Origin of the sequence: Litorimonas sp. WD9-15, assembly GCF_050271975.1 — a bacterium.
In the GTDB taxonomy this organism is placed as follows: Bacteria; Pseudomonadota; Alphaproteobacteria; order Caulobacterales; family Maricaulaceae; genus Litorimonas.
In genome coordinates, this window is sequence record NZ_CP189850.1 from 425850 (window position 1) to 448882 (window position 23033).

Genomic DNA, 23033 nt, shown 5'->3' on the forward strand with positions numbered 1-23033 from the left:
ACGCGACATGACGGACACTGAAAACAAAACAAATGAGGACGGGTTCACCCTCGTCGAGGTCATGGTGACACTCGTCATCATCGGTTTGCTGACGACATTCGTCGTGCTGAACGTCTTGCCCGCCCAAGGCAAAGCGCAGGTCCAAAAGGCCAAAGGCGACATCGCCGCGATTGAAACGGCGCTCGAGATGTACGCGCTGGATTTAAATAATTACCCGACCGAACAGGAAGGGCTTGAGGCCCTGACAACGGCGCCTGCCGGGATTTCAGAGGCGCGTTACCGCCAAGGCGGCTATATCCGGAAGATGTCACTGGACCCATGGGGCAATCCATATGAGTACCGAAATCCCGGTGAAAACGGACCGATTGATATTTACTCCCTCGGCGCGGACGGCGAACCCGGTGGAGAGGGTCAAGACGCGGATATCGGGAATTGGCAGTAAGCGCCTCCCATAACGAAGCGGGGTTTACCCTCGTCGAAATTCTCTGCGTGCTGGCCGTCTTGGGGTTGACGGCGGGATTGGTCGTGCTGAACCTGCCGCGCGGGGAAGACCCGTTCAAAGCCGAGATGCAGAAATTTGCAACGCAATTAAATATCGCCGCACGTGACAGCGCGATTGACGGCCGGATCCGCGGCATAGAAATTGACTCGGACGGTTATGACCTGCTGGAATATTCCGGCGAATGGGAAACACGGGTCGAGGCGGAGTGGAACGATGTGTTCAGTGTCGATCTCAAAGTCGAGGACGAAATCATTGACTTCAAAGACCGTGCAAAAATCATCGCCAAATCAAAAGACATCGTCGCAGTTCCCCTCATCACGCTCGATCCAATGGGCGGCGTGACGGATTTTGAGCTGGAAATTGAGGGTCGCGAGACTACATTTCTTCTCATGCCAGACGAGCGGGGCCGGATTATCGCGGAGATTGCGGAATGAGAGAGGCTGGCTTCACCCTTGTCGAAGTGCTGGCCGCGCTGTTGATCTTCTCCCTCGCCATTGTCGGCCTGTCGCGGGCGGGCGCGCAATCCGTCGCGCACACGGACCGTCTGACGGATAAGACCTATGCCGGAATTGTGGCGGATAATCAGCTCGTCCTCGCCCGAATGCGCACCCCCCAAGTCCGGTCCGAGAGTGGCGAAGAGACGGTGGCGGGACGGACCTATGACTGGCGATTGGACACCATAGAGACGCCTCAAGCCGGATTGTTTGAATTGCGGATGACGGTGCTGGACGGGGATGATGCGCTCATCACGCGCCGCGCTTGGGTCGCACCGGAATGAGCGCCGCCCGTAATTCCGAAGACGGATTCACCCTCGTCGAAGTCCTGATCTCGCTCTTCATCTTTGCGATCATCAGCGCGGGCACATTGGGCGCGATGTTCCAGACTTTTGCCGCAAAAGACCGGCTCGACCTCGCCGCTGAACAGCTCGCCGATATCGCGACCTTCCGCGCGATTATCCGCGCCGATATGGACGCCCTGACCCTGCGCCCCGCTCGCGACGGGTTAGGCGGGATGGAACGGACACTCCTGACAACCGATGGGGACGCATTGCTGCAATTCACGCGATTGGGACGAAGTAACCCTGTCGGTGCAAAACGCGGACAGGCTCAACGCGTACAATATGTTTTCCGCAATAATCAATTCATCCGCGAAACCCTAACCCATGAAAATCCGGACCAATTGGACGGTTGGCGCGGGCGGGTATTGATGGATAATATTGATAATGCGGAAGTGTTCTATGTCACGCGCGGGCAGAGCGATTATATTGAGCTTGAGAACTGGGTTATCCCGAATGATGGCCGTGCGCCGTCCCTCTCCCGCACAGGCGCTGTCAAATTGACTCTCGTCCAGAGCGGGACGGAAACCTCTCACTTGTTCGAGATCGGCCAATGAGGAAATCCGATACAGAGCGCGGCACGGTGCTGCTGACCACGCTGCTCATCATGTCAGTTATGGCAGCGATTACCGTGGCCCTGATGGATGATATCCGCATCGCCGTAAAACGCACAATCAACGTCAACGCTTACGCCCAAGCTGATTGGCAGGGCCGCGGCGCGGAGGATTTCATTCGCGCCTGGTTGACCAATGATTTCGCTGCATTGGATGACCGCGCGAAGTCCCTCCTCATCCGGCAGGACGAGCCGATCATTCTACCGACAGAAGACGGCGTGATCACGGTCCACCTGAAAGATGCGAGCCATTGTTTTAATTTAAATGCGGTTTTGGATTTTGAAGGCAAGGTCACAGAGCATCCGGCCGAGTTCAAAACGCTCTCAGAAAATATAGGTATCCCGCAAAATCAAGCCGAAGTCATTTCCAGCGCCCTCATGGATTGGATTGACGCCGACCAAAATCAACGCGCGGGCGGGGCGGAAGACGGGACTTACCTGCGGGCCAATCCGCCCTACCGCACATCGGATACGAAACTCACCGCACCGGAAGAAATGCGCGCGTTAAACGGCATGGATGAAGACCTTTGGGATATTTACCAGCCCTTTGTCTGCACGGGACGCATGGGCGAAATGCCCGCTGTGAATTTGAATACATTGGAATTGGAACGCATTGCCATTCTTGCCGCCGCGATCGGTGGAGATAACGCCTCCACTGCCGCGCAACGCATTTTGGAAGCGCGGCCCGACCAAGGTTTTGGTAATCGCGAAGAGCTGGGGCAATCTCTGGCATCCTTGGAACTTGAAGGCGTCTCGCTGACCGACCGATTGACAACCGATGTCTCAGCCGTCTTCGTCGAGGTCGTCACGACGGTCGGCCCCGCAGAACGCGTTCGCACTTATCGCTATGATGGGGTAGACAAGGACGCGCCGGTGCTGACATATCGAGGTTGGGGACGGGAAACTTTCCGGCCGGAAATCGAAGACCCGAACGCTCAAGAGGATGCGCGATAATGGCTCTGCCAACGCTATTGATATTGCCCGCGACAGAGAGCGGCGACGCGATTTTTGCGAGCGCCTCCAGCGACGGCTATAATACCCGTCGCGTCGCGCAAACGATGTTCGGTACATTGGACGCGTCTGACCTCCACGTTATTCTACCTGGGCAAACCGCGCGCATATTTGAAACGGAACTGCCCAAGGCCGGGCGGGCACAGCAGCTGAAAATGGCGAAATTTGCACGGGAGGATGATATTGCCTCCAGCGCAGATGATCTGCATTTCGCCCTGTCAGACAACCAACCGCCCCGCCTCGCCGTGATAGACCAAGACGTTATGGGACAGCTGGGCGTAAGTCTCATCAATCTGCGCCCCAAAGCCGCCTATGTGGATTATGATTTACTGGAAGGCGACCAAGCAATTCTCGTCATTGATCGCGCTGTCGAGCCGGGACAGTCCGCGTTGGATTTGGACTGGGTTGAGGCGGAATTGGTGCAGCCGACGGATACTGACCTCGCCCGACAATTCGCCGACGGCATTGCAGCAGGACGGGGGATCAATCTGCTACAAGGTGATTATCGCCCTCGCTCTAACATCTCTCTACCACGACCCGCGCTGATGCGGTTTGGCGCGCTCGCCGCTTGCGCGGCGTTAGTCGCTTTTATTTGGGGCGGCGTGTCTGATCGTTCTAAAGTCGCGCAGGCAGAAAATTTACAAGCCAAAACGGCAGCGGAATATACGGAAGTCACAGGCCAAGCCGCACCCAACGCGCCTGGTCGCGCCGCGGCGAGGGCCGCAAAATCCTGGCCACAACAGGCGGACGGATTTCTCGATCTCTCCAACGTTTTATTTGCCGGGATGAAAGACCTCGATGATATCCGCGTAGATCAAATGCGTTATAATGCGACGGACGGCACGCTTGCTTTGCGCTTTATCTATCCCAGTTTCGATGCCGCTGCCCGCGCGGAAGCCGCAATTGCCGACGTCGGCGGGCGGTTGCAGACGGGTGGCGTGCGCGAAAGAGATGACACATTTGTCGGCGAGGCAACGCTCAGCCTGGAGCCCGCGTCATGATAAATTGGTTCAACAGCCGCGAACCCCGCGAGCGTGTTCTGCTGATGGTATTAGCCGGACTATTATTTATCTTCGCCGCGTGGTTTGCTCTGACACGCGAATCCGGACCAGATGGAGACACCGTTTTGGCAGAGGCCCAATTGGACCGTGAATTGTGGCTGCGGGCCAAGCCGCGACTTTCTGTCGGGTCCGGCGGAGATGCCACGCGCACGGAATTTTCACGCGGGGCTATGATTAATCTCGCCCGCCAACGTGATGTCCGCCTGACCCGCGTTCAGCCGCAGAATGATGGTAGCGTCACCGTCTGGATTGATGATGTCGGGACGCAACCCCTCTTCGGACTCATGCAAGCGCTAACGACAGGATATACGGTCGATGTGCAAACGGTCATGATCAACCGAACGCCGCAGGGCAGTTTGAATGCGCAGTTTACACTCAAACCCTTGAGCTAAGTCTTCTCTGAAGACCCAGCTTCCAAATCCAGTAAATCGCGTTTGCGAGTTAGACCACCCGCGTAACCGCCCAACCCGCCATCGCTACCGATCACGCGGTGGCAGGGAATGATGAGCGCGAGGCCATTATTTGCATTGGCCGAGGCGACGGCGCGGACGGCCTTGGGTTTTCCGATCATCTGCGCGAGTTGCGCATAGCTGCGGGTCTGACCATGCGGGATGGTTTGTAGCGCGTTCCACGTGGAACGTTGGAAATCCGTGCCGGAGGTCGCCAGCGGTGTTTGGAAGTCTGATAGTTTACCCGCAAAATAAGTTGCCAGTTCATCTTCAATCTTTTGGGTTGTTTCCGTCCGCCCCGGCAGGACGGGACGGCCTTGCACTTTCCGCAAACGGTCAAACTGCCGCCGCATATTCTTGCGGTCGGTAAATTCCAGCAGGTAGAGCGCCGCCTCATCCGCAATCGCAATCATCCGCCCCATCGGGGTTTCCAGCCAGTCGATATAAAGCGGGTCCGGCTTTCCCTTTGCGGGCGCCACACCAAATGTCTTGGCATAGGCTGTACGGAAACCGGAGGGACTGTCAAAACCGGCATCCAATTGCGCCGCGATCACAGACCCGCCTTTCGAGAGTGTCTTGGCGGCCAGCGCCATCCGTCTAGCCCGTGCGTAATCCGCAAAGCTCATGCCGAAACGGTCCAAGAATTGACGCCGTGCGGTTGAGGCATCAATGCCTCTCTTCGCCAAGACATCACCCGTGAGTTTCAGATCAGGCTCTTCCTCAATTAATGTAATAAGCTGCCGAATGAGGCCGTAATTCCCGCCAGCAGGATGACATCGCTTACACGCGCGAAAACCGGCTTCCAACGCCTCCGCCACACTCTCGCAATAGACACAATTCTCAGGGTTTGGCAGACGCGCCGGACATCCCGGACGACAGAAAATACCCGTCGTTTTGACGCCGATATAAAGATGCCCGTCATAGGTCAGCTCGCCATCGCGAAAGATCGCATATAGAGCGTTAGCCCCTATCGGTAATGTGGGTTTGAACAAATCCATAATTGCGCTCTAACACGTCACATAGGCCATGACCGCCGAAAATCCGGCATGGCCTTTTGTTTTCTTATTTGGCATGAAGGGGAAACATTTTTCCGGAAGCCCCGCTATGACCGTTCACCTGCATAAACATGACTTGCCCGATTATATCGAATTCGGGAGCAGCGTTGCCGTCGATACAGAAACGCAAGGGCTCTCCCTCATTCGCGACAAGCTCTGCCTTGTGCAGCTCTCAGCTGGGGACGGCGATGCGCATATCGTGCAAATGGACCGGGATAAATATGACGCCCCGAACCTCAAAGCCCTGATGGAAAATCCGGATGTGACGAAGATTTTTCACTTCGCGCGGTTCGATGTCGCCATGATGATGCGCGATATGGGGGTCACGATTGCGCCCGTCTTTTGCACCAAAATCGCCTCCGGTCTTGTGCGCACCTATACAGATCGTCACGGCCTGAAAGACCTCACCAAAGAACTCATTAGTGTGGACCTGTCTAAACAGCAGCAATCGTCAGACTGGGCGGCGGAAAACCTGACCGAAGCACAACTAAATTATGCGGCGTCCGATGTGCTCTATCTTCACCAGCTCAAAACCATCCTCTCGGCCCGTCTCATGCGTGAAGACCGTTGGGAGATTGCGCAGGGCTGTTTCGAATTTCTGCCGACCCGCGCCAAGCTCGACCTGAAAGGCTGGGCCGATGTCGATATTTTCTCTCACCGGATGCGCAGAGCCGACTAAATTAATAAAGCGTCACGCTAGCCTTTAGCTATCGCACCTTCACTGTTCGCACGTTATAACTCTCGCAACTATGAATTCTTCCGCCACCATAACAGACCGCAGCGTCTCCGAAGGTCTCGGCCTTTGGGAGCCGAAACGTGCGCTTACGCTGGAGGCCGCGCGGGCACACACGCAACGTATCAAAGTTATGCGTTATATCCTGATGGGCGTGTCGGTCTTGTTGGTTGGCGTTTTGATCTGGCAGTTCATGTCGGACCGTACGAGCCTAGGCTATGAGGATGACCCAACAGAATCGGTGAAAATGGTCAATCCGCGCTATTCCGGCCGAACAAGTGACGGCCTGCCATTTTACCTCACATCTGACACAGCAACACGGCGACAGGCTGACCGCAACACGGTTGCGCTGGATAAGCCCGTGTTGGAGTTTATCCGCGATGCAGGGGCGCAGAGCAGTTTCGTGTTGGCGGAAACGGGATCTTACAATGATATGGATAAAATCCTGAATCTCCAATCCGATGTCAATCTGGAGACAGATGACGGCTATATCTGCGACACAATCCACGCCCGTATCTTCAACCGCGACAAACGCATTGAGGGCGACGAACCGATTGATTGCAAGGGTGAGTTTGGCACGGTTACGGGCCAGACTTATGCCATTGAAGACTCTTATAAGACTTTCATTTTTAAAGACGGGATGACAGCTCTTATAAAACAGGACGAGGCTGCTGCTCCCGAAGAAGATGATATTTTTGGTTTTGGGGGTGACGGCCCTATCGATATTGTCGCAGATAAAGGCATTTATTACGGCACACGCACGGACTTGCGCGGCGACGTGAAAGTCGTCCAAGACGGCGCAGTCCTGACATCAGACGAAATGGACATTTACCGTATTCGGAAAACCGGCTCGACCGATGACAGCTTGAAACTCGGTGCCATTCGCCGGATTGAAGCAGAAGGTAATTTTCACTACGTCACGGAAGACAATGATATTCGTGGTGATCGCGGCGTCTATGAACGTGATAAAAAAATCATGACAGTGACGGGAAATGTCGTCGTCATTCAACCGGGCGGCAATCGGGTCGAGACGCAGAAACTGATCTATGATACGCGCACAAAAGAAGTCCAATTTTTGGGACAAAAAGCGGGCGACCGGAATAAAATCGTGATACCGGGATCGGGGAATTAGGAGTTGACCATGACACGTTTTCTAGGCGCGTTCGCGCTTCTCGCTTTTATAGCGCTTCCCAATTTGGCGGCGGCTCAGTTTTCTTCTGACTCCTCCGCGGACACGGTTCTCTATTCCGATAATACAGTGTCTAAAAACGGCGTCATCACGCTCACCGGACAGGCGGATATCCGCCAAGGCGATGTGCGACTGCTGGCTGATAAAGTTGAAATTTACACCGCTGGTAATAATGGCGGCGGCATGATTTCGACAGACCGGATTAATCGCGTCGTCGCGACAGGCAATTTTTACTACATCACGCCTGAACAGGAAGTTCGAGGTGAGCGCGGCGTCTACACGGCCGCCAATGACACATTCGTCGTGACGGGTGATGTCGTCCTGTTGCAGGACGATAGCGTCGTGACGGGGACCCGCCTTGATTATAATCTGGAGACCCGTGACGCGAAAGTGAAAGGCACCTGCACGGGCCGCAAATGCGCGAAACAAGACCGGGTTGCCATCCTCATCCGGTCAACAGATGCAAGCCAAGCAGGGACGAATTAATGGTCATCGGGATGGGGAAACGGGACGCGGAGGCAGATTCCGGAACTTCTGGATTCACACCGCCTGCCACAGGGCTGGCGGCGAATAATATCGGTAAAGCCTATCGCGGGCGTGTCGTTGTCAAAGATATCACACTCACTGTCCAGCGCGGCGAAGTCGTCGCTTTGATGGGACCTAATGGTGCGGGTAAGACCACGAGTTTCTACATGATTATGGGTCTGATTGAGGCTGATCGCGGCTCAATCTCTCTCGATGGACAGGACATCACAAAACTACCCATGTATCAACGTGCTCGCCTTGGCGTTGGGTATCTCCCGCAGGAACAGAGCATCTTTCGCGGGTTAACGGTTGAGGAAAATATCAAAGCCGTTGTGCAACTGACAGAAAAAGACCGCAGCAAATGGGATGACAATGTCTCCGCCCTGCTGGACGAATTGAACATTGGCCATATTCGGAAATCTCCGGCCCTCGCCCTCTCAGGTGGTGAACGTCGTCGCGTTGAAATCGCTCGTGCTTTGGCCAGTCGCCCAAGCTTCATCCTCTTGGACGAGCCGTTTACAGGCATCGACCCCATCGCGATTGCAGATATTTCAGATCTCGTCCTCTACCTCAAAAAGCGCGGGATTGGCATTCTGATTACGGACCACAGAGTCCGCGAAACACTCGACATTGTTGACCGCGCCTCCATCCTCTTCCAAGGCGAAGCCCTGTTCGAAGGCACACCTGAGGAAATCCGCGCCAATCCGGATGTCCGCCGGGTCTATTTAGGCGAAAAATACGCCTAATTCATTCTCGAGATTAGGATGATGCGATACCTCTTTCTTTTTTGTCTTTAGTTAGCCTTCTCAACTCCATCGCTTTCACAGGATATGCCGCCCGACAATCAGGGCCGGAAAAGCGATGAGGACAATGTGGAAATTTCAGATGCTCAAAAAGGCCGTGACGCCGCGCAATTCAGGCATTGAAAGCGATTTATCTCTGACAATGCTCTCTATTTCGGCGCGCGTGTAATCTCTTTCGCCGAAGGTTTCGCCAAGCTCGCTTGCCGCAACTTCAATATTCGCTAGCAAACTCTCGAGGTCAGTTTTGACAGAGGCCGTGACACTTTGGGCTTGGGCCGTGAATGCACGGTCTTGCGCACGTTCAAACTGCCAAAGCTCAGCCAATAATCCTACTGCGATCAAAGCAAAAACGGCGGCAATACCCGCCAGAATTTTTGTACGACGACAGACCATCACGGCCTACATATATCGTGATTTATCCCAAACCTGATCAAACGGTTTGGAACGACCATTGGCCTGTACAATCAGGACATGTTCGCGCTGAAGTTGACGCGGTTCATCCACACCGCAGGCATGGGCAATCATTTCAACTTCTTTGATAATCGTCTTCACATAATTGGCGACCCGCACAGCTTTATTTGTTGGGTCGAGGCCTTTTTGTAATCTGGCATTGTGGGTCGTGATCCCTGTTGGGCAAGTGTTCTGATCACATTTCAGCGCTTGGATACAGCCCAGCGCAAACATAAATCCACGCGCATTATTGATCATATCCGCCCCCGCACAGAACGCCCAGGCGACATCCGCCGCCGTAATTAGTTTGCCAGAGGCAACAAGTTTCACGCGGTCACGTAAGCCGTATTCGGTCAGCAGATCATCCATCAACGGAAGGCTTTCCCGCGCCGTCAATCCTGTATTATCAATCAGGGGTAATGGCGCGGCGCCCGTCCCGCCATCACCACCATCGACAACAATATAATCGGGTGCAGAAGCAGGGCCGCGCGCTTTGATCGCGTCCATCAACATGATGATCGGTTTCACATTACCGATACACATTTTGATCCCCGTGGGCCGACCAGAAGCTTCCCGCACACGGTGGATGAGATCGAGCAACTCTTCCGCATTGGCCGCATCGACATGACGATTGGGTGAGATCGCATCCTGACCTTCAGGAATTCCGCGAATTTCCGCGATTTCCGCATTCACTTTGCCCGCCGGAAGAATGCCGCCCTTGCCCGGTTTTGCTCCTTGGGACAGTTTTATTTCGACCATTTTGATATGTGGGTTTTCACAGATCTTTTTAAGTTTGTCTTCATTGAGGGTCGCATCCTCATTCCGCGCGCCAAATTTGGCCGTGCCGATTTGGTAGACGACATCACAGCCACCTTCGAGGTGGTAGGGCGAGACGCCGCCCTCCCCCGTATTGAGGTAACATCCCGCTTTCGCCGCGCCTTTTGACAACGCCTGAATGGCGGGCTTGGACAGACTGCCATAGCTCATCGCGGAAATGTTGAAGAGAGATTTAGGCGCATAAGGATGACGCGTGTCGGGACCGATGATAAAATCGGGCACCGGTGGTTCATCATCTTCCAGTTTTGGAAACAGACCATTCGCGAAAATCGGGGTGCCAGGTGACAGGACTTTGGTGGACCCGAAAGGTACGACATCACTGCCGCTCTCGGATACATGATCGACCCATTCACGTTCCGCGCGGTTAAACGGCATCTCCTCGCGGTCTTGGGCGAAAAAATACTGACGGAAAAATTCGCCGAGTTTCGTGAACAGCGTGCGGAACCGGCCGATGACGGGATAATTTCTGCGCACGGCGGATTTAGTCTGCGTGATATCAATAACGAATAAGACGAGACAAATCGCGACCAGCGCGCCAATTGCAAACAGAAAGAGTGATCCCAAGAGATTTAAGCCCGAGAGCGCAAAGCTACCGAATTCTTCCATCATGGTCATATCACCATCGGCGACGATCAAACGCATATTCATACCAGTCTCTCCTCTCTGCCTTATGCGCGGCTCATCCGCAGGTCGCAACGGATTTTCAATAGTATCGTCAGACCGTCATCGTTACACTGTGCCTCAATATGAAATGGTTCTTTCGCATGACGGGGTTTATCCTCGCCCTTTTTTTTCTACTCTGCGCCGTCGGGGCCTTTTTACCTGCAACGCAGCGGGTGGATAGAACCGTTATGATGCTGGTGGACGGCGATGATATCTACACGCTCATCTCCGACCTCACAACTTACCCCGATTGGAGCGGCGTCGGCGGACCCGAGAGTGAGTGGGTCTTTGGGGGGGCAGAAGATGGGGTCGGCCAAACGGCCGCTTGGCAAGTTGAAAATATGGGAGCGGATCGTTTTGGCTCTTTGGAAATTTTGCAAACTGCGTCGGGGGAATATGTCAGGGTCAGAACCATTGGACCGCTGGGCGAGCAGACGGTGACCTTGGCCATTGATGAAGGCGAGACCGAAACCGCATTCCTGATACAGTCTGAACGCGCTTTGGGTGGTTTCCCCTATTTGGGACGGATTGCAGCCCTGCGTCAGAAGTCTCAAACCGAGGCCGCTCTGGAACGGGCCACGCAAGGTCTGGAATCACTACTCAGGTAGTGTTTTCAATAACCAATCCGTTTTCTCATCCTCATTCGTTCCATCTTCGGGTACAGGGTTGAGAACGGGGTCCGTCGAATTATTAACGGGGTCCAAGGGCGCAAAAATATCATCCAGCAAACCTCTTTCCGGTTCGAGCTGATAGAGCTCTTTACCCAGGAATTCGCGGTCAAAATTCGTATCCTGAAAGTCGAGCGAGGATGTTGAGGGGCCGCCACTATTCACTGAATTATCACCAATCGGCAATCCCAAAGATCCGCGGGATGGAATAAAGCGCGAGTCTTCAATCCGGTCCCCGCGATCCGTTCCCGTTCCCGCAAAGCCGTTAAAGCTTTCCGATCCGTCGGCGGCGCGACCCCGGTTTTTGCGCACATATTCAGGACAATCGGCATGGGTGCGGCCTTCCTCGCGACAGCGCATATCCAGATTGAGCCCTTCATAGGCTTTGCTCGTCCCCGGGCCCTGCGGGGCCAGTGTCCAACCGCCCGCACCGGGATTGGGGTTCGTGCGTTGGGTTCCCCCACCCGGCGGCGCACTAATACCGCCAACAGGCCCTTCATTGCCGCCACCCGTTGTGGGGCCGCCCAAGTTTGGAGGCGTAATTTCCGGCTTCTGCGACTCCCGGTCCCGTTCCAAGAGGTCCAGAAACGGATCGGATTGTTCCTGCGGCACGGCGCGGCGTTCCTGCTCCCGCGTTTCGGGCGCGTCGGGTGAAGCGAGGACTGTTGGCGCTGTTGGAATGATGTCGGGTTCAATCACCTCCGGCTCTGCAGGTGTCGGCTCCACAGGTTCAGGTGTAATTTCTGGTTCCGGCTCTATGATAATTTCGGGGGGCAGCGGCTCCGGGTCTATAATTTCGGGTAGAGGTTCGGCCTCTATGACACCCGGTGTCGGGGGCACGTCCTCAATCAGGGGAAGAGGCTCTTCTATAATTTCAGGGTCAGGGTCAGGAACCGGGTCAAATATTTCAATGTCAAAATCCGGCTCAAGCGGCGCGACCTCAGTTTCCAACTCTGGCTCGCGGATGGGATCCTCAATCGGTTCAGGCAAGGGTTCAAAAATCTCGACAATCGGCTCCGGATCAATTGGTTCAACGATTTCAGGCTCTGGGAGAGGCTCGGGCTCGATAAGTTCGGGCTCAGGACGTACGGGCTCAGGACGTACGGGCTCAAGCGCTTCCGGTTCCGGTTCAGGCTGGGTCAAAATTTCAGGTGGTGGAGGTGTTATCACGACCTCTGGCTCTATTTCAGGTTCCGGTTCAGGCTCGGGCTCAGGCTGCGGCGGTTGACGCTCCGGGACGGGTTGCGGCGCAGGTCGCGGCTTTGGCTTCGGCGCAGGGGGCGGCGGCGTGAGCACGGGCTCAATGACGATCGGGTCAGGTTCCGGTTCGGGTTCCGGCTCAACAGGGTCAAAGCTGACGATTTGAACGGTGATCGGTTCGGGGTCAGGCGGCGGTTTCAAATCCGGCACGATAAAATTAGCCGACAGCGCAAGCGCCAAACCGACATGCACAAAAAAGACGAGCGCGGCATTCGTCGTAAAACGCTGGGCGTCATCCTCTAGAAAATCAATCCAGCCACCATCATCATGATAGGGCGAAAAGCTCGTATCCTTATGTCGCCTGACGTCCAATTCGCACCGATCTTCTTCGCTCCAGACTGTGGTCTAAAACGGTTTGAGCGGGTGGCCAATGGGGTGCGACCGTTCTGTGGCCTTAAATTTCAGTTATACAAGGCGGGCTCTTTCAGAGCGCCTGTACCAAAAACAGGAAGATTGCCATGATGGCCGTGCCCATCAGAACCGTTTTTTCAAATCTCAATTCGCGTGTCATAGTCATCACCAGTCTTCTTATGATGACTATATCCACATCAAGAATGGCCGGAGTGTGACAACCTTATGAAATCTCTGTGATGACCAGGTCGGCTCGACCTCGGTTCCGCCACAGGATAAGTGCAATTCCGAACAGGGTTACTACACCCCCAAGCAGCAACGTTACCGTAAGTGCTTCCCGCAAAATCAATGTGCCGCCAATAACGCCGATCACGGTCGTCATCAGTCCAGAAGGCGCAACAACATGAATCGGCAGGCGCTGTAACAGCCAATAATAGGATCCATGGGCGACGAGACTGACGAGTAGAACGGAATAGGCCAAACAGAATAGAAAAGACAAACGCGCCTCTGGGGCAAAAGCCCGCATTTGGTTATCTTCCAAGATAAAGCTAAGCGGCCAAAGCACCGTCGAGCCCACAATCCCGAACCAGACCAAGAGCTGCATGGGTGAAATTGCCTTGACCGATTTCACGGAAATTGCACCAATTGCCTCCGACATCGCGGCGCACGCCATGAAAGCAATGCCCAATGCAAAGCCCTCGCCCGCTTGCTCGGACGGCGCACCGAGCCCGATAATGACGACGCCCGTAAAGGCGAGTCCCGCACCAAGAGCCCGCCAGAACCCCAAACGCTCTTTCAGGAAAATAACTGAGAGGAGAATGGAAAAGGGCATATATAGCTCAATCGTGACAGCCGCCGCACTCGCCGTTGTCAATTCCAGGGCGGGGAACATAAAAGCGTAATTGAAAGCGCCGAAGCCCAATCCGCCCAAGAACACATATTTCATCTGCCCTTTATGCCAGCGTAACCAAGGCAGAAGGATGAGGGCGAGAAGACTGACCCGTAACGCCGCATAGAAAATAGGCGGGACGCCCACATCGATCATCGCAAATTTCATCACGACAAAATGCAAGCCCCAGATGGTGCAGACCAACATCAGGACTGAAAACTCTTTGAGGCTCATATCGCGTGGGTCCTATTTGCGCCTTCCCATAAGGCACCTGCTTCGCCTATGCCCTCTCCATGAGTGACGCAAGATTATCCGACCGAATTCAGCGTATTGGGGCCTCGGCCACGATGACGATTACGCAAACCGCACGGAAGATGAAAGCGGCTGGGCGGGACGTGATTTCCCTCTCCGCCGGAGAACCCGATTTCGATACACCTGAACATATCCGGCGGGCCGCAACAGATGCTATGAATGCGGGTGCAACACGCTACACAGCGGTTGACGGTATTCCGGAGTTAAAAGATGCGATTATTCGAAAGTTTGAGCGCGATAACGGACTGACCTACACACGCGCGCAAATCAACGTTTCGCCCGGTGGGAAGCCCGTCATCTTTAATGCCCTCGCCGTCACGATTGGCGCCGGCGATGAGGTCATCATTCCTGCCCCCTGCTGGGTCAGCTATCCGGATATGGTCAGGCTTTGTGAGGCGACACCGATTGTTATTCCCTGCGGCGCTGAGACCGAATTTAAATTGACGCCGGATGCTTTACAGGCAGTCCTCAACCCTAAAACGAAATGGCTCATGCTCAACTCCCCGTCAAATCCTACAGGGGCAGCCTATTCAGCAGATGAATTGAAAGCCTTAGCCGGGATTTTACGGGCTCATCCGCAGGTCATGATCCTCTGCGACGACATATATGAGCACCTTGTCTATGACGAATTCGAATTCGCCACGATGGCGCAAGTGGCACCGGACTTATTTGCCCGGACCCTCACGATGAATGGTGTGTCGAAAGCTTACGCGATGACAGGCTGGCGGATTGGATATGCGGGCGGGCCGGACTGGCTTATAAAGGCTATGGCGAAATATATGGGGCAAACAACATCTAATCCCGCTAGCATTAGCCAGTGGGCGGCCGTGGCCGCTCTAAACGGCCCACAAGATTTCCTGCAAGATTGGCGCGCGACTTATAAGTCCCGCAGAGATCACGTCGTGAAAAAACTAAATGCCATAGACGGTGTATCCTGCCTCGTCCCGCCGGGGGCGTTTTATGCCTTTGCCGATATTTCAGCGATCACCCATGATGATGCGCGTTTCGCATTGGACCTGTTGGAAGAGACAGGCGTTGCTACCGTTCCGGGCAGTGCCTTTCACGCGCCGGGCCATATCCGTATCAGTTATGCCGCTGCTATGGAGGAGCTCGACGCGGCGCTGGACCGTATTGCCGGATTCGTTAGGAAATCTTGGGCGCTGCGTTTAAGGTCAACCGCTTTGCCCGTATAATTTTCCAGCGCATCAATGAGTTCGCCCTGTTTGACCGGTTTTGTCAGGTAATCATCCATCCCGGCATCCATACAGTCCTGACGATCATTTTTCAGAGCGTGCCCCGTCAAAGCGATAATTGGAACGGGTTCGCGGCCCTGTTCCCGTTCAAATTCGCGAATACGGCGTGTGGCCTGATAACCATCCATTTCGGGCATGGACACGTCCATGATAATAGCATCAAATCTGTCAGGTTCAGCTGTAAACATGTCCAAAGCCTGTTTCCCATTTTCGGCAAAAATGGGCTGGAACAGTGTGTCGCCCAACATCAGTTTCACAACATCACGGTTCAGGGCAAAATCTTCCGCGACAAGAATATCCTGTTTCTGCGATGTCTGTCCCACGTTCAAAACATCTTCATTCACAGCGACCACTGTCTCATCCCGATCAGGCGGATTGGATAGCGTACGCACAATTGTATCAAAAAGTCGCCGTTCTCTAACAGGTTTCACGAGGTAGCTATCAATACCGATCGCCGACAGCGCTGGCGTGCTAATCGGTTGATCACAAGAGGAGAGCATGATGATTTGCGGTGCAGTCAAAGTAGAGGTTTGATGCAGAACTTGTGCAAATTCCTGCCCATTCATTCCCGGCATGAGGAAGTCCAAGATGAGAAAATCAAAAGGCTGCCCGGCTTCTTGCGACGCTCTTATTCTTGTCAGGGCATCTACACCATCAATGGCGGTCTCTGTCTGTATATTCCAAGCGGATAATTGCTCGGATAATAGATCACGATTGACCTGAATATCATCAATAATAAGCGCCCGTTTATGGGCGACAAGTGACCTGTCAAAATGTTCAGTCTTTGCATCAGGATCCAACGGTAAGGGCACGCGGAAACCGAAACTGGATCCCTGACCGAGCGTTGAGGCGACTTGCATCCGGCCACCCATCATTTCGATAATATGTTTGGAAATCGTCAAGCCGAGACCGGTTCCACCATAAACGCGCGTCGTTGATCCGTCACCCTGTGTGAATTTTTCAAAAATATGTTGTAATTTTTCGGGCGGGATACCGATACCCGTATCTGAGACTTTAATCGTACAGACTGCGATATCGCGGCTGCGCTTCACGTCCACATCAATGCAAATATGGCCCTCTTCGGTAAACTTAATCGCGTTCCCAACGAGATTCGTCATAACCTGACGGATACGTCCCGCATCGCCGATAAAGCCTTTTGGCAAATCCGTCGGATAATTGATGATAAGTTCCAACCCCTTATCCTGCGCGGTCGCCCGCAGGAGCGAGGTGACATCATTCATTGAGGATTTAAGGTCAAAAGGAACCGGGTCTATTTCAAAGGCACCGGCTTCGATTTTCGAGAAATCTAAAATATCATTGATAATCGTCAGAAGGGCGGAGGCGGAATTATTGATAACCGTCACGAAATCCCTCTGGCGATCAGAAATTTCTGAGTGGCTTAAGAGTTCCGCCATTCCCAAAATGCCGTTCATCGGCGTGCGGATTTCATGGCTCATATTGGCAAGGAATTCAGATTTGGCTTTAGACGCCGCGATGGCTTCATCCTTGGCCGCTTCCAATTCTGCGGCCTGACGTTTATCGCGGGTGACATCTTTGACAAAAGCTTCGATACGAATGGCTTTGCCGCTGACATCACGGATAATCTCACCGCTTGTTGTTGACCAGCGCCCATCCTTTTTGTGGGATGGCGTGCGGGAGGTGACATCAAACCGGTTTCCAGATTTTGAGGCCGAGGCAAGTGCTTTCCGGAATTTTTCGTGATCATCAGGATGAACAACTGATATAATGCCTTTGCGATGAATTTGTTCGATGAGCTCCGACCCGAAATAGCGATGTAAGGATTTACTGAGTGTGTAGGTTTTCGTCGCAATATCGAGGGACCAGTAACCTGCATTTCCCAAGGCCAGTGATTTCTCAAAGAGTTTATCTTTCTCCACCAGCTCGGACACATTATCCGCGATAGAAACCGTTTTCCCGCAAGGGAGGTTTTTACGAACAAACCGATGTGTCGATCCATCTCCTAACGTGACAAGACGGGCTGTTTCGACCTGTCCGGACGCATTTTTAAGAATTTGTTCTTCACTGGAAAGACGTTGATTTTTTAGAATTTCTTCCGTGAACAACCCATTGGCCAACATAATATCGTGACATTTTTGCAGAGAGTCCCCCGCCTTCAGGTCTTCCGGCGTACATTTAATATTTTTATAAACAGAAGAGGAGAGAAACAGGTAGTTCATATCTGAATCGAGAATACTGACACCAGATTCAAGGTTTTCCGACAATATACGGAGATATTCCCCATCAACGGAGTCCGACTTCTGATTATCTTCTGGCAGCATTTTAACCCATCTCTCAGCGCAGCAATATTGTAGACTTCCACGCACGCTCTTTCACTTTGAACGCGCAAGGTTAATAAATGGCCAAAAAAAACGGCTCACTGCGACAAAGCGCAGGAGCCGTGAAAGTCTTCGCTATCCAATCGGGGAGAGTGAATGCGGTATGAAGCGCAGCGACAAAAGGGGAGGACGTTGCTGCGTTCGTGATTATCATATAGGGGATGGATTTCGATGACAGAACCCGTGCCAACGCAAGTAAGCTATGCATAAACGCATAGCTTTTTGGCAATCCATTCAGGCCAGCGTCAGCTTTTAGGCCAGTCGCGGGTCACTTGGGTCAGGAATTCACGGAAGACTTTCGCCCGCACAGACCCCCGTAATTCCGTAGGATAGACAAAGAATAAGTCAAACTGATCCCCTCTCACGCTGGGCAGAATCCGCACAAGACGCCGCGAAAGTGCGGTCATATAATCAGGGATACCAACGATGCCGATTCCCGCCTCTGCCGCCCGCATAATACCATGCAGATTATTGACGACGAGAGCCGGTTTCCGCGGAGTTTCGTTCACATCATGCCCCACATCCAAAACCCAATTTGCACTCTGAAGGTTTTTCGGCATTAAATCACCGAAAGCAACTATGCGATGATTATCTAAATCCCGCGCTGATACTGGCGCACCGTGGTCGGAAAGATATTGATGGCTGGCATAAAGCGATTGCGTGATCTGACCCAATTTCCGTTGGATGACATCGCCCTGCGTCGACGGCCACGGGCGAAGAGCGCAATCAACATCAAAGGCTGAAAGGTCATGCTCGCTATCTTCCAGAATGAGTTGCACATCAATATCAGGATATTGCGCTAAAAATTCAGGCAGCACACTCGGCAACCAGTTGGATCCTAAGGAAATTGGGCTCGACACCCGCAGCACGCCTTGTGGTTTTTGACGACTATCAATCACGCTGCTCTGCGCACGGGCAATCTTAACCGCCACATCATCAGCCGTCTTGAACAGAATATGACCCTGTTCCGTCAGAGTTAGGCCCCGCGCATGACGGTGAAAGAGCGGCATGTCGAGATAGTCCTCGAGCGCCGTAATCTGTCGCGACACGGCAGATTGTGAAATCCGCAATTTATCTGCGGCAGCCGTCAGTGAACCTGTCGCCGCCGCGGCGTGAAATGTTTTCAATTTATCCCAATCGAGGGAATGGGGCACTTATTCGGCCGCTTCCAGTTGCGCTTCGGCGGCCTCTTTTTCCGCTAGGAAGCGTTCAGCCTCCAAAGCGCCCATACAGCCAAGACCCGCAGCGGTAACGGCCTGACGCCAGACTTCATCCGACACATCACCGGCAGCAAAGACACCGGGAATATCCGTCGCCGTACTATCCGGAGCGGTTGTGATATAGCCGCCCATATTCATTGCAACGTGGCCTTTGAAGACTTCCGTCGCAGGTTTGTGACCTATGGCGATAAAGACACCATGCGTGTCACGTTCAAATGTCTCGCCCGTTTTGGAAGATTTCAAACGTACACCCGTCACACCGAGCGGCATGTCATCACCCAAAATTTCATCCAACTCCGTATCCCAAAGCACTTCGACATTGTCTTTGTTGAACAAACGCTGCTGCAAGATCTTTTCCGCCCGCAAACTATCGCGGCGGTGTATGAGTGTAACCTTGGACGCGAGATTGGAGAGATAAAGCGCCTCTTCGACAGCCGTATTCCCGCCACCGACGACAAAGACTTCCTTATTGCGATAGAAAAATCCGTCGCAAGTGGCGCAAGCGGAAACCCCAAAGCCCTGGAATTTATCTTCGCTCGGCAAGCCCAACCATTTGGCCTGCGCACCCGTCGCAATAATGACGGAATCGGCGGTATAGATCGTACCGCTATCGCCTTTGAGGACGAAGGGACGGACGGTGAAATCCACATCCACGATCAGGTCTTCGTGAAAGGCCGTACCGAATTTCAGCGCATGTTCCTTGAACTTCTCCATGAGGTCCGGTCCCATAATCTCTGGGAAACCCGGATAATTCTCAACATCGGTCGTAATGGTCAACTGACCGCCAGGCTGCATCCCCGCAACAATACCAGGCTTGAGCATGGCCCGCGCGGCGTAGACAGCCGCCGTATATCCGGCAGGGCCGGAACCGACAACGAGAACAGGATGGTGAATAGTCTCAGACATTTTGGATGTCCCTTCATGAATTTCTCAAGCGTAATGTAGGGCGCGCAGACCTGAGTCGCAACAGGAGTTCGCCGTTGAATCTGTGCACGGACTTGTGAAGATGCTCCCTATCTGCCAGAGCGTGTCTTATGAAAAAGATAGTTCTCCTCTGTACCGTTCTTCTCACCACGGGATGTTTGGCCGTTCAAGCCGCCGATGAAACGTCTGATACCACGAATTTCGAGTGGCCCCGAAGTTATGATTATATGCCGGAGGGCGCAACGCTCGTCTTTTCGGCGACGAAAGACTGGCGTCATGATAGCGGGATTGCAGGTGCAGCAGCATTCTGGTCGCGGGAGTCAGATGAAAATGGCTCCGGAATATTTATCACAGAAAACACGGGCGTCTTCACAGAGGCCAATCTGGAAAAATTCAGCGTCATCGTCATGAATTCTGCCACGGGTGATATCCTGACACCCGATCAACAATCCGCCATTGAACGCTTTGTCGAAAGTGGCGGCGGAATGATTGCCCAACACGCGATGGGCGACAGCAGCCTCGCGGCGACTTGGCCGTGGTGGGAAACACAATTGGGAACAGAATTTGTCAGCCACCCTGCCGACCCACAATTCCAAATAGCGGATGTCGTGACGCTGGCCCCCACTCACCCCGTTATGGACGGGATCGGCGCTAAATTTTCACATATGGATGAATGGTACACCTTCACGGGTCCAGTCGCCGGTGATGTCGTCGTGCTGGCCGGTCTGGATGAGAGCACCTATTCGCCCGTCAACAAAGTCTACGGCGTCGAAGATTTGCGCATGGGACCGGAGCCGGAAGATCATCCGATCATTTGGGCCAAATGCCCGGGACAGGGGAAAATGATCTACTCTGCGCTAGGCCACAAAACTGACGCTTATGATAATATGGCGCACCAAACAGTTTTGCGAAATGCGATGGCTTGGGTTCGGACAGAAGGTGAAGCGGGATGTCCTTAGGTTAAGGCGACGACTTGAATCTGTTCCACAATTCCTGGGCGGCACGGGTCGTTTCATCTAACGGAAGAAAGTCTGCGCCGGATAATTGTCCCGTATAAGAAACGGCATCGCACCGTAATTCTAAAGCCCCATAAAGTGTCTGAAACTTCCCCGCTTTGCCAGACATCTGCAGACGGTAAACCGGTTTGCCCGTCCCGCAGGCTTCGGTCAGCATGTTCGTGCTATCTTCAGTCACGAGGATTAGATCCGCCGCACCCAGAAAGGCGAAATACGGATTCGGGCCGTTTCCGTCATAGAGCCATATTCGGTCCGATTCTGATGCGAAATCTGTCCAAGCCTCCCGTGCAAAATCCGGCGTTCTTCGTGATGTCGTAATCAGCAAGCTATGCCCTGCAGCATATAATGTCTTCGCATGGGCGAGATGACTGGCATGATCGTCCGGAGTCAGCATATGCGTTTTCGACGTTCCGCCTATCAGGAATGCTGTTTTCGGAGAAGGAAGCTTTGCCAGACCCGCCGCAAATTTCAGCGTCTCGCCAATGATCCGAGTTTCCGTCACACGATTCGGGGAGCCAATCATGTTTATAACATTTGGCCCGTTCAATCCGTCATGTTCCGGTGCGATGACAAGATCGAAAGCGTCAGGGCTGATGCGGGGATCCTGAATATAAACGGTAAAGATGGCGGGATTATCCCGCTTCAATTTCAAGAGTGGCGCAATCGCCTGCCGCCCGCAGCCAATAGCAATGTCACACTCCGGGAGCTCGAAACGAGCAACGCGTAATTGCAATCCCGGCGGCAGGGCCGCAACGAAGGTGTTGTGCTGAATATGTTGCGTCTGGATCGAGAGCGGCTGCAAAGCGGCGCAGGCTTCCGCCAATCCCAAAGCCTGATTTTCAATACCGCGCCGTCCGTCGGAAATAACGAGGCATTTTACAGCCTCGCAACTTTCCGAAACAACCGTCACTATTTGTAATCGACCTCGAGGATTTCGTAAGCTTTGGATCCACCCGGCGCGATAACTTCAATACTGTCGCCGACTTCTTTCGTGATCATCGCGCGAGCAATGGGTGACGTGACGGAGATTTTGCCGTCCTTCACGCTGGCCTCGTCCTCACCCACAATTTGGTAGGTCGACTCTTCGTCCGTGTCTTCATTCACAACTTTTACCGTCGCGCCAAACCGAACGACATCCCCCGACATAGAGGACGGATCGATAACCTGTGCGAGGGACAGTTTAGATTCGAGTTCCTGAATTCGGCCTTCGATAAAGCCCTGCTTTTCTTTTGCCGCATGATATTCGGCATTCTCGGACAAATCGCCATGATCGCGCGCAACGGAAATGGCATTGATGATCTCTGGACGCTCCACAGACTTCAAATGCTTTAACTCTGTTTCAAGCGCGGCATGGCCCTGAACGGTCATTGGATATTTCTGCATCATGGGTCTGTCCCAAACTCTATTTCGGCGAATTTACAAGCCGCAAGCAGATAAGGCGAAATGTCGGGTCGTCAAGTTAGAAATCGCTTCGATCAAAATTCAGGCCCCTCCACACCCAAACTCTTCGAGTCATTCCACTTTATTAAATTATCGAAAAACAATAAAAAACTCTATACAATACGACATATGTCGTTTATTGATAAGCAATAAGGTAAATGAAAGAACCCCTTCCAATTCCTTATCACTCTCTCGCCCTAGCGTGCCAGCCGGGGCGGGAGGGGCTGTCAGCCCGCCACGCCAATTCCGGCCTGTGGTGGGAGATTAAAAGGAGACTGACATGACGACATTAAAAACATTCAAAATCGCAATGATTGCAACCGCTACAGCAGGTCTCGCCATGGCCCCCGCCGCATTTGCATCAACTGCGGATACGGTCAGTGTCGAAATCGATACACGGTATCTTGAAACGGAGTGGGGCGTTGAAATCGTCTATGACAAACTCGTGAAAAAATCTGAAAGCGCTTGTTCCACAGATGGAACACGGGGCTTACAAGAAATACGCATAGCCTCTGACTGTGCCTCGGTCCTACTGGACAGTTTCGTTGAAAACGCCGCCAGTGAAATCCTCTCGGAGCATCATTCGAAAATGCGAAGCTAAACGCCTCAAACTCTGA

25 protein-coding genes are annotated in these 23033 nt (G+C 53.4%); 15 read left to right on the forward strand and 10 right to left on the reverse strand.

Translation table 11 applies throughout. From position 1 onward, the window contains the following. Positions 1–7 precede the first annotated feature (7 nt). Genes gspG through gspM form a run of 7 tightly spaced genes read left to right on the forward strand, consistent with a single transcriptional unit; the run spans position 8 to position 4414 of the window. A complete protein-coding gene (gene gspG / locus ACP9M6_RS02055; protein WP_427453009.1) occupies positions 8–442 on the forward strand; it encodes a type II secretion system major pseudopilin GspG in 435 nt (144 codons plus the stop codon). Next, positions 433–936 (forward strand): prepilin-type N-terminal cleavage/methylation domain-containing protein, encoded by a 504-nt coding sequence (locus ACP9M6_RS02060; RefSeq protein WP_427453011.1) that lies wholly within the window; start codon positions 433–435, stop codon positions 934–936. The genes gspG and ACP9M6_RS02060 overlap by 10 nt, the downstream gene beginning before the upstream one ends. Continuing rightward, positions 933–1280, forward strand: coding sequence for a type II secretion system minor pseudopilin GspI (gene gspI, locus ACP9M6_RS02065; protein WP_427453013.1), 348 nt, complete (start codon positions 933–935; stop codon positions 1278–1280). Before ACP9M6_RS02060 ends, gspI begins: the two co-directional genes overlap by 4 nt. Further along, entirely contained in the window at positions 1277–1894 is a 618-nt protein-coding gene (locus tag ACP9M6_RS02070; RefSeq protein WP_427453015.1) for a type II secretion system protein GspJ, read from the forward strand. Before gspI ends, ACP9M6_RS02070 begins: the two co-directional genes overlap by 4 nt. Further along, entirely contained in the window at positions 1891–2904 is a 1014-nt protein-coding gene (gene gspK, locus ACP9M6_RS02075; protein ID WP_427453017.1) for a type II secretion system minor pseudopilin GspK, read from the forward strand. The genes ACP9M6_RS02070 and gspK overlap by 4 nt, the downstream gene beginning before the upstream one ends. Beyond that, a complete protein-coding gene (gene gspL / locus ACP9M6_RS02080; RefSeq protein WP_427453018.1) occupies positions 2904–3962 on the forward strand; it encodes a type II secretion system protein GspL in 1059 nt (352 codons plus the stop codon). The genes gspK and gspL overlap by 1 nt, the downstream gene beginning before the upstream one ends. Further along, complete coding sequence (gene gspM / locus ACP9M6_RS02085; protein ID WP_427453020.1) at positions 3959–4414, forward strand: type II secretion system protein GspM; 456 nt, start codon at positions 3959–3961, stop codon at positions 4412–4414. Before gspL ends, gspM begins: the two co-directional genes overlap by 4 nt. On the opposite strand, the gene ACP9M6_RS02090 is transcribed toward gspM, so the two are convergent. Then, positions 4411–5469 (reverse strand): bifunctional transcriptional activator/DNA repair enzyme AdaA, encoded by a 1059-nt coding sequence (locus tag ACP9M6_RS02090; RefSeq protein WP_427453022.1) that lies wholly within the window; start codon positions 5467–5469, stop codon positions 4411–4413. The two genes, gspM and ACP9M6_RS02090, sit on opposite strands and share 4 nt — an antisense overlap. A 106-nt stretch (positions 5470–5575) precedes the next feature. On the opposite strand from ACP9M6_RS02090, the gene ACP9M6_RS02095 reads away from it, so the two are divergent. The 4 genes from ACP9M6_RS02095 (at position 5576) to lptB (ending at position 8719) form a co-directional block, all read left to right on the forward strand. Further along, positions 5576–6205, forward strand: coding sequence for a ribonuclease D (locus tag ACP9M6_RS02095; RefSeq protein ID WP_427453024.1), 630 nt, complete (start codon positions 5576–5578; stop codon positions 6203–6205). 70 nt (positions 6206–6275) lie between these two features. Then, positions 6276–7391 (forward strand): LPS export ABC transporter periplasmic protein LptC, encoded by a 1116-nt coding sequence (lptC, locus tag ACP9M6_RS02100; RefSeq protein ID WP_427453026.1) that lies wholly within the window; start codon positions 6276–6278, stop codon positions 7389–7391. 9 nt (positions 7392–7400) lie between these two features. Next, a complete protein-coding gene (locus ACP9M6_RS02105) occupies positions 7401–7934 on the forward strand; it encodes an LptA/OstA family protein (RefSeq protein ID WP_427453027.1) in 534 nt (177 codons plus the stop codon). An 11-nt stretch (positions 7935–7945) separates the two neighbouring features. Beyond that, positions 7946–8719 (forward strand): LPS export ABC transporter ATP-binding protein, encoded by a 774-nt coding sequence (gene lptB / locus ACP9M6_RS02110; RefSeq protein WP_427454738.1) that lies wholly within the window; start codon positions 7946–7948, stop codon positions 8717–8719. A gap of 135 nt (positions 8720–8854) precedes the next feature. Here the strand turns inward: lptB and ACP9M6_RS02115 are convergent, their stop codons facing one another. Both ACP9M6_RS02115 and ACP9M6_RS02120 read right to left on the reverse strand, forming a co-directional pair. After that, the gene (locus ACP9M6_RS02115; protein ID WP_427453029.1) at positions 8855–9172 is read right to left on the reverse strand and encodes a hypothetical protein; all 318 of its coding nucleotides are present in this window, start codon (positions 9170–9172) and stop codon (positions 8855–8857) included. A 3-nt stretch (positions 9173–9175) separates the two neighbouring features. Next, positions 9176–10705 carry an FMN-binding glutamate synthase family protein gene (locus tag ACP9M6_RS02120; RefSeq protein WP_427454739.1) on the reverse strand — a complete coding sequence of 510 codons (1530 nt, stop codon included), beginning with the start codon at positions 10703–10705 and terminating at the stop codon, positions 9176–9178. A gap of 104 nt (positions 10706–10809) precedes the next feature. On the opposite strand from ACP9M6_RS02120, the gene ACP9M6_RS02125 reads away from it, so the two are divergent. Then, the gene (locus ACP9M6_RS02125; RefSeq protein WP_427453031.1) at positions 10810–11334 is read left to right on the forward strand and encodes a hypothetical protein; all 525 of its coding nucleotides are present in this window, start codon (positions 10810–10812) and stop codon (positions 11332–11334) included. Here the strand turns inward: ACP9M6_RS02125 and ACP9M6_RS02130 are convergent. Together ACP9M6_RS02130 and ACP9M6_RS02135 are read right to left on the reverse strand one after the other, a co-directional pair. Then, on the reverse strand, positions 11323–12966 hold the full coding sequence (locus tag ACP9M6_RS02130) for a hypothetical protein (RefSeq protein ID WP_427453033.1): 1644 nt from the start codon (positions 12964–12966) through the stop codon (positions 11323–11325). The two genes, ACP9M6_RS02125 and ACP9M6_RS02130, sit on opposite strands and share 12 nt — an antisense overlap. Positions 12967–13228: 262 nt before the next feature. Further along, positions 13229–14128, reverse strand: coding sequence for a DMT family transporter (locus tag ACP9M6_RS02135; RefSeq protein WP_427453035.1), 900 nt, complete (start codon positions 14126–14128; stop codon positions 13229–13231). A gap of 59 nt (positions 14129–14187) precedes the next feature. Here ACP9M6_RS02135 and ACP9M6_RS02140 point away from each other — a divergent pair, with 59 nt between their 5' ends. Then, entirely contained in the window at positions 14188–15399 is a 1212-nt protein-coding gene (locus ACP9M6_RS02140) for a pyridoxal phosphate-dependent aminotransferase (RefSeq protein WP_427453036.1), read from the forward strand. Here ACP9M6_RS02140 and ACP9M6_RS02145 read toward each other — a convergent pair. From ACP9M6_RS02145 to trxB, 3 genes are all read right to left on the reverse strand, one after another. Further along, positions 15294–17759: a response regulator gene (locus ACP9M6_RS02145; protein ID WP_427453038.1), complete on the reverse strand. Its 2466-nt coding sequence runs from the start codon at positions 17757–17759 to the stop codon at positions 15294–15296. The two genes, ACP9M6_RS02140 and ACP9M6_RS02145, sit on opposite strands and share 106 nt — an antisense overlap. Positions 17760–18061: 302 nt before the next feature. After that, positions 18062–18970, reverse strand: coding sequence for a LysR family transcriptional regulator (locus ACP9M6_RS02150; protein ID WP_427453040.1), 909 nt, complete (start codon positions 18968–18970; stop codon positions 18062–18064). Then, positions 18971–19942 carry a thioredoxin-disulfide reductase gene (gene trxB, locus ACP9M6_RS02155; RefSeq protein WP_427453042.1) on the reverse strand — a complete coding sequence of 324 codons (972 nt, stop codon included), beginning with the start codon at positions 19940–19942 and terminating at the stop codon, positions 18971–18973. It abuts the gene before it with no gap. Positions 19943–20070: 128 nt separating this feature from the next. On the opposite strand from trxB, the gene ACP9M6_RS02160 reads away from it, so the two are divergent. Next, a complete protein-coding gene (locus ACP9M6_RS02160) occupies positions 20071–20919 on the forward strand; it encodes a ThuA domain-containing protein (RefSeq protein WP_427453043.1) in 849 nt (282 codons plus the stop codon). Position 20920: 1 nt separating this feature from the next. Here ACP9M6_RS02160 and ACP9M6_RS02165 read toward each other — a convergent pair whose 3' ends face one another. After that, positions 20921–21886, reverse strand: a complete 966-nt coding sequence (locus ACP9M6_RS02165; RefSeq protein ID WP_427453045.1) for a mitochondrial fission ELM1 family protein — start codon at positions 21884–21886, stop codon at positions 20921–20923. Then, positions 21886–22359 carry a transcription elongation factor GreA gene (greA, locus tag ACP9M6_RS02170; protein WP_427454740.1) on the reverse strand — a complete coding sequence of 158 codons (474 nt, stop codon included), beginning with the start codon at positions 22357–22359 and terminating at the stop codon, positions 21886–21888. Before greA ends, ACP9M6_RS02165 begins: the two co-directional genes overlap by 1 nt. 337 nt (positions 22360–22696) lie before the next feature. On the opposite strand from greA, the gene ACP9M6_RS02175 reads away from it, so the two are divergent. After that, the gene (locus tag ACP9M6_RS02175; RefSeq protein WP_427453047.1) at positions 22697–23017 is read left to right on the forward strand and encodes a UrcA family protein; all 321 of its coding nucleotides are present in this window, start codon (positions 22697–22699) and stop codon (positions 23015–23017) included. Positions 23018–23033 lie beyond the last annotated feature (16 nt).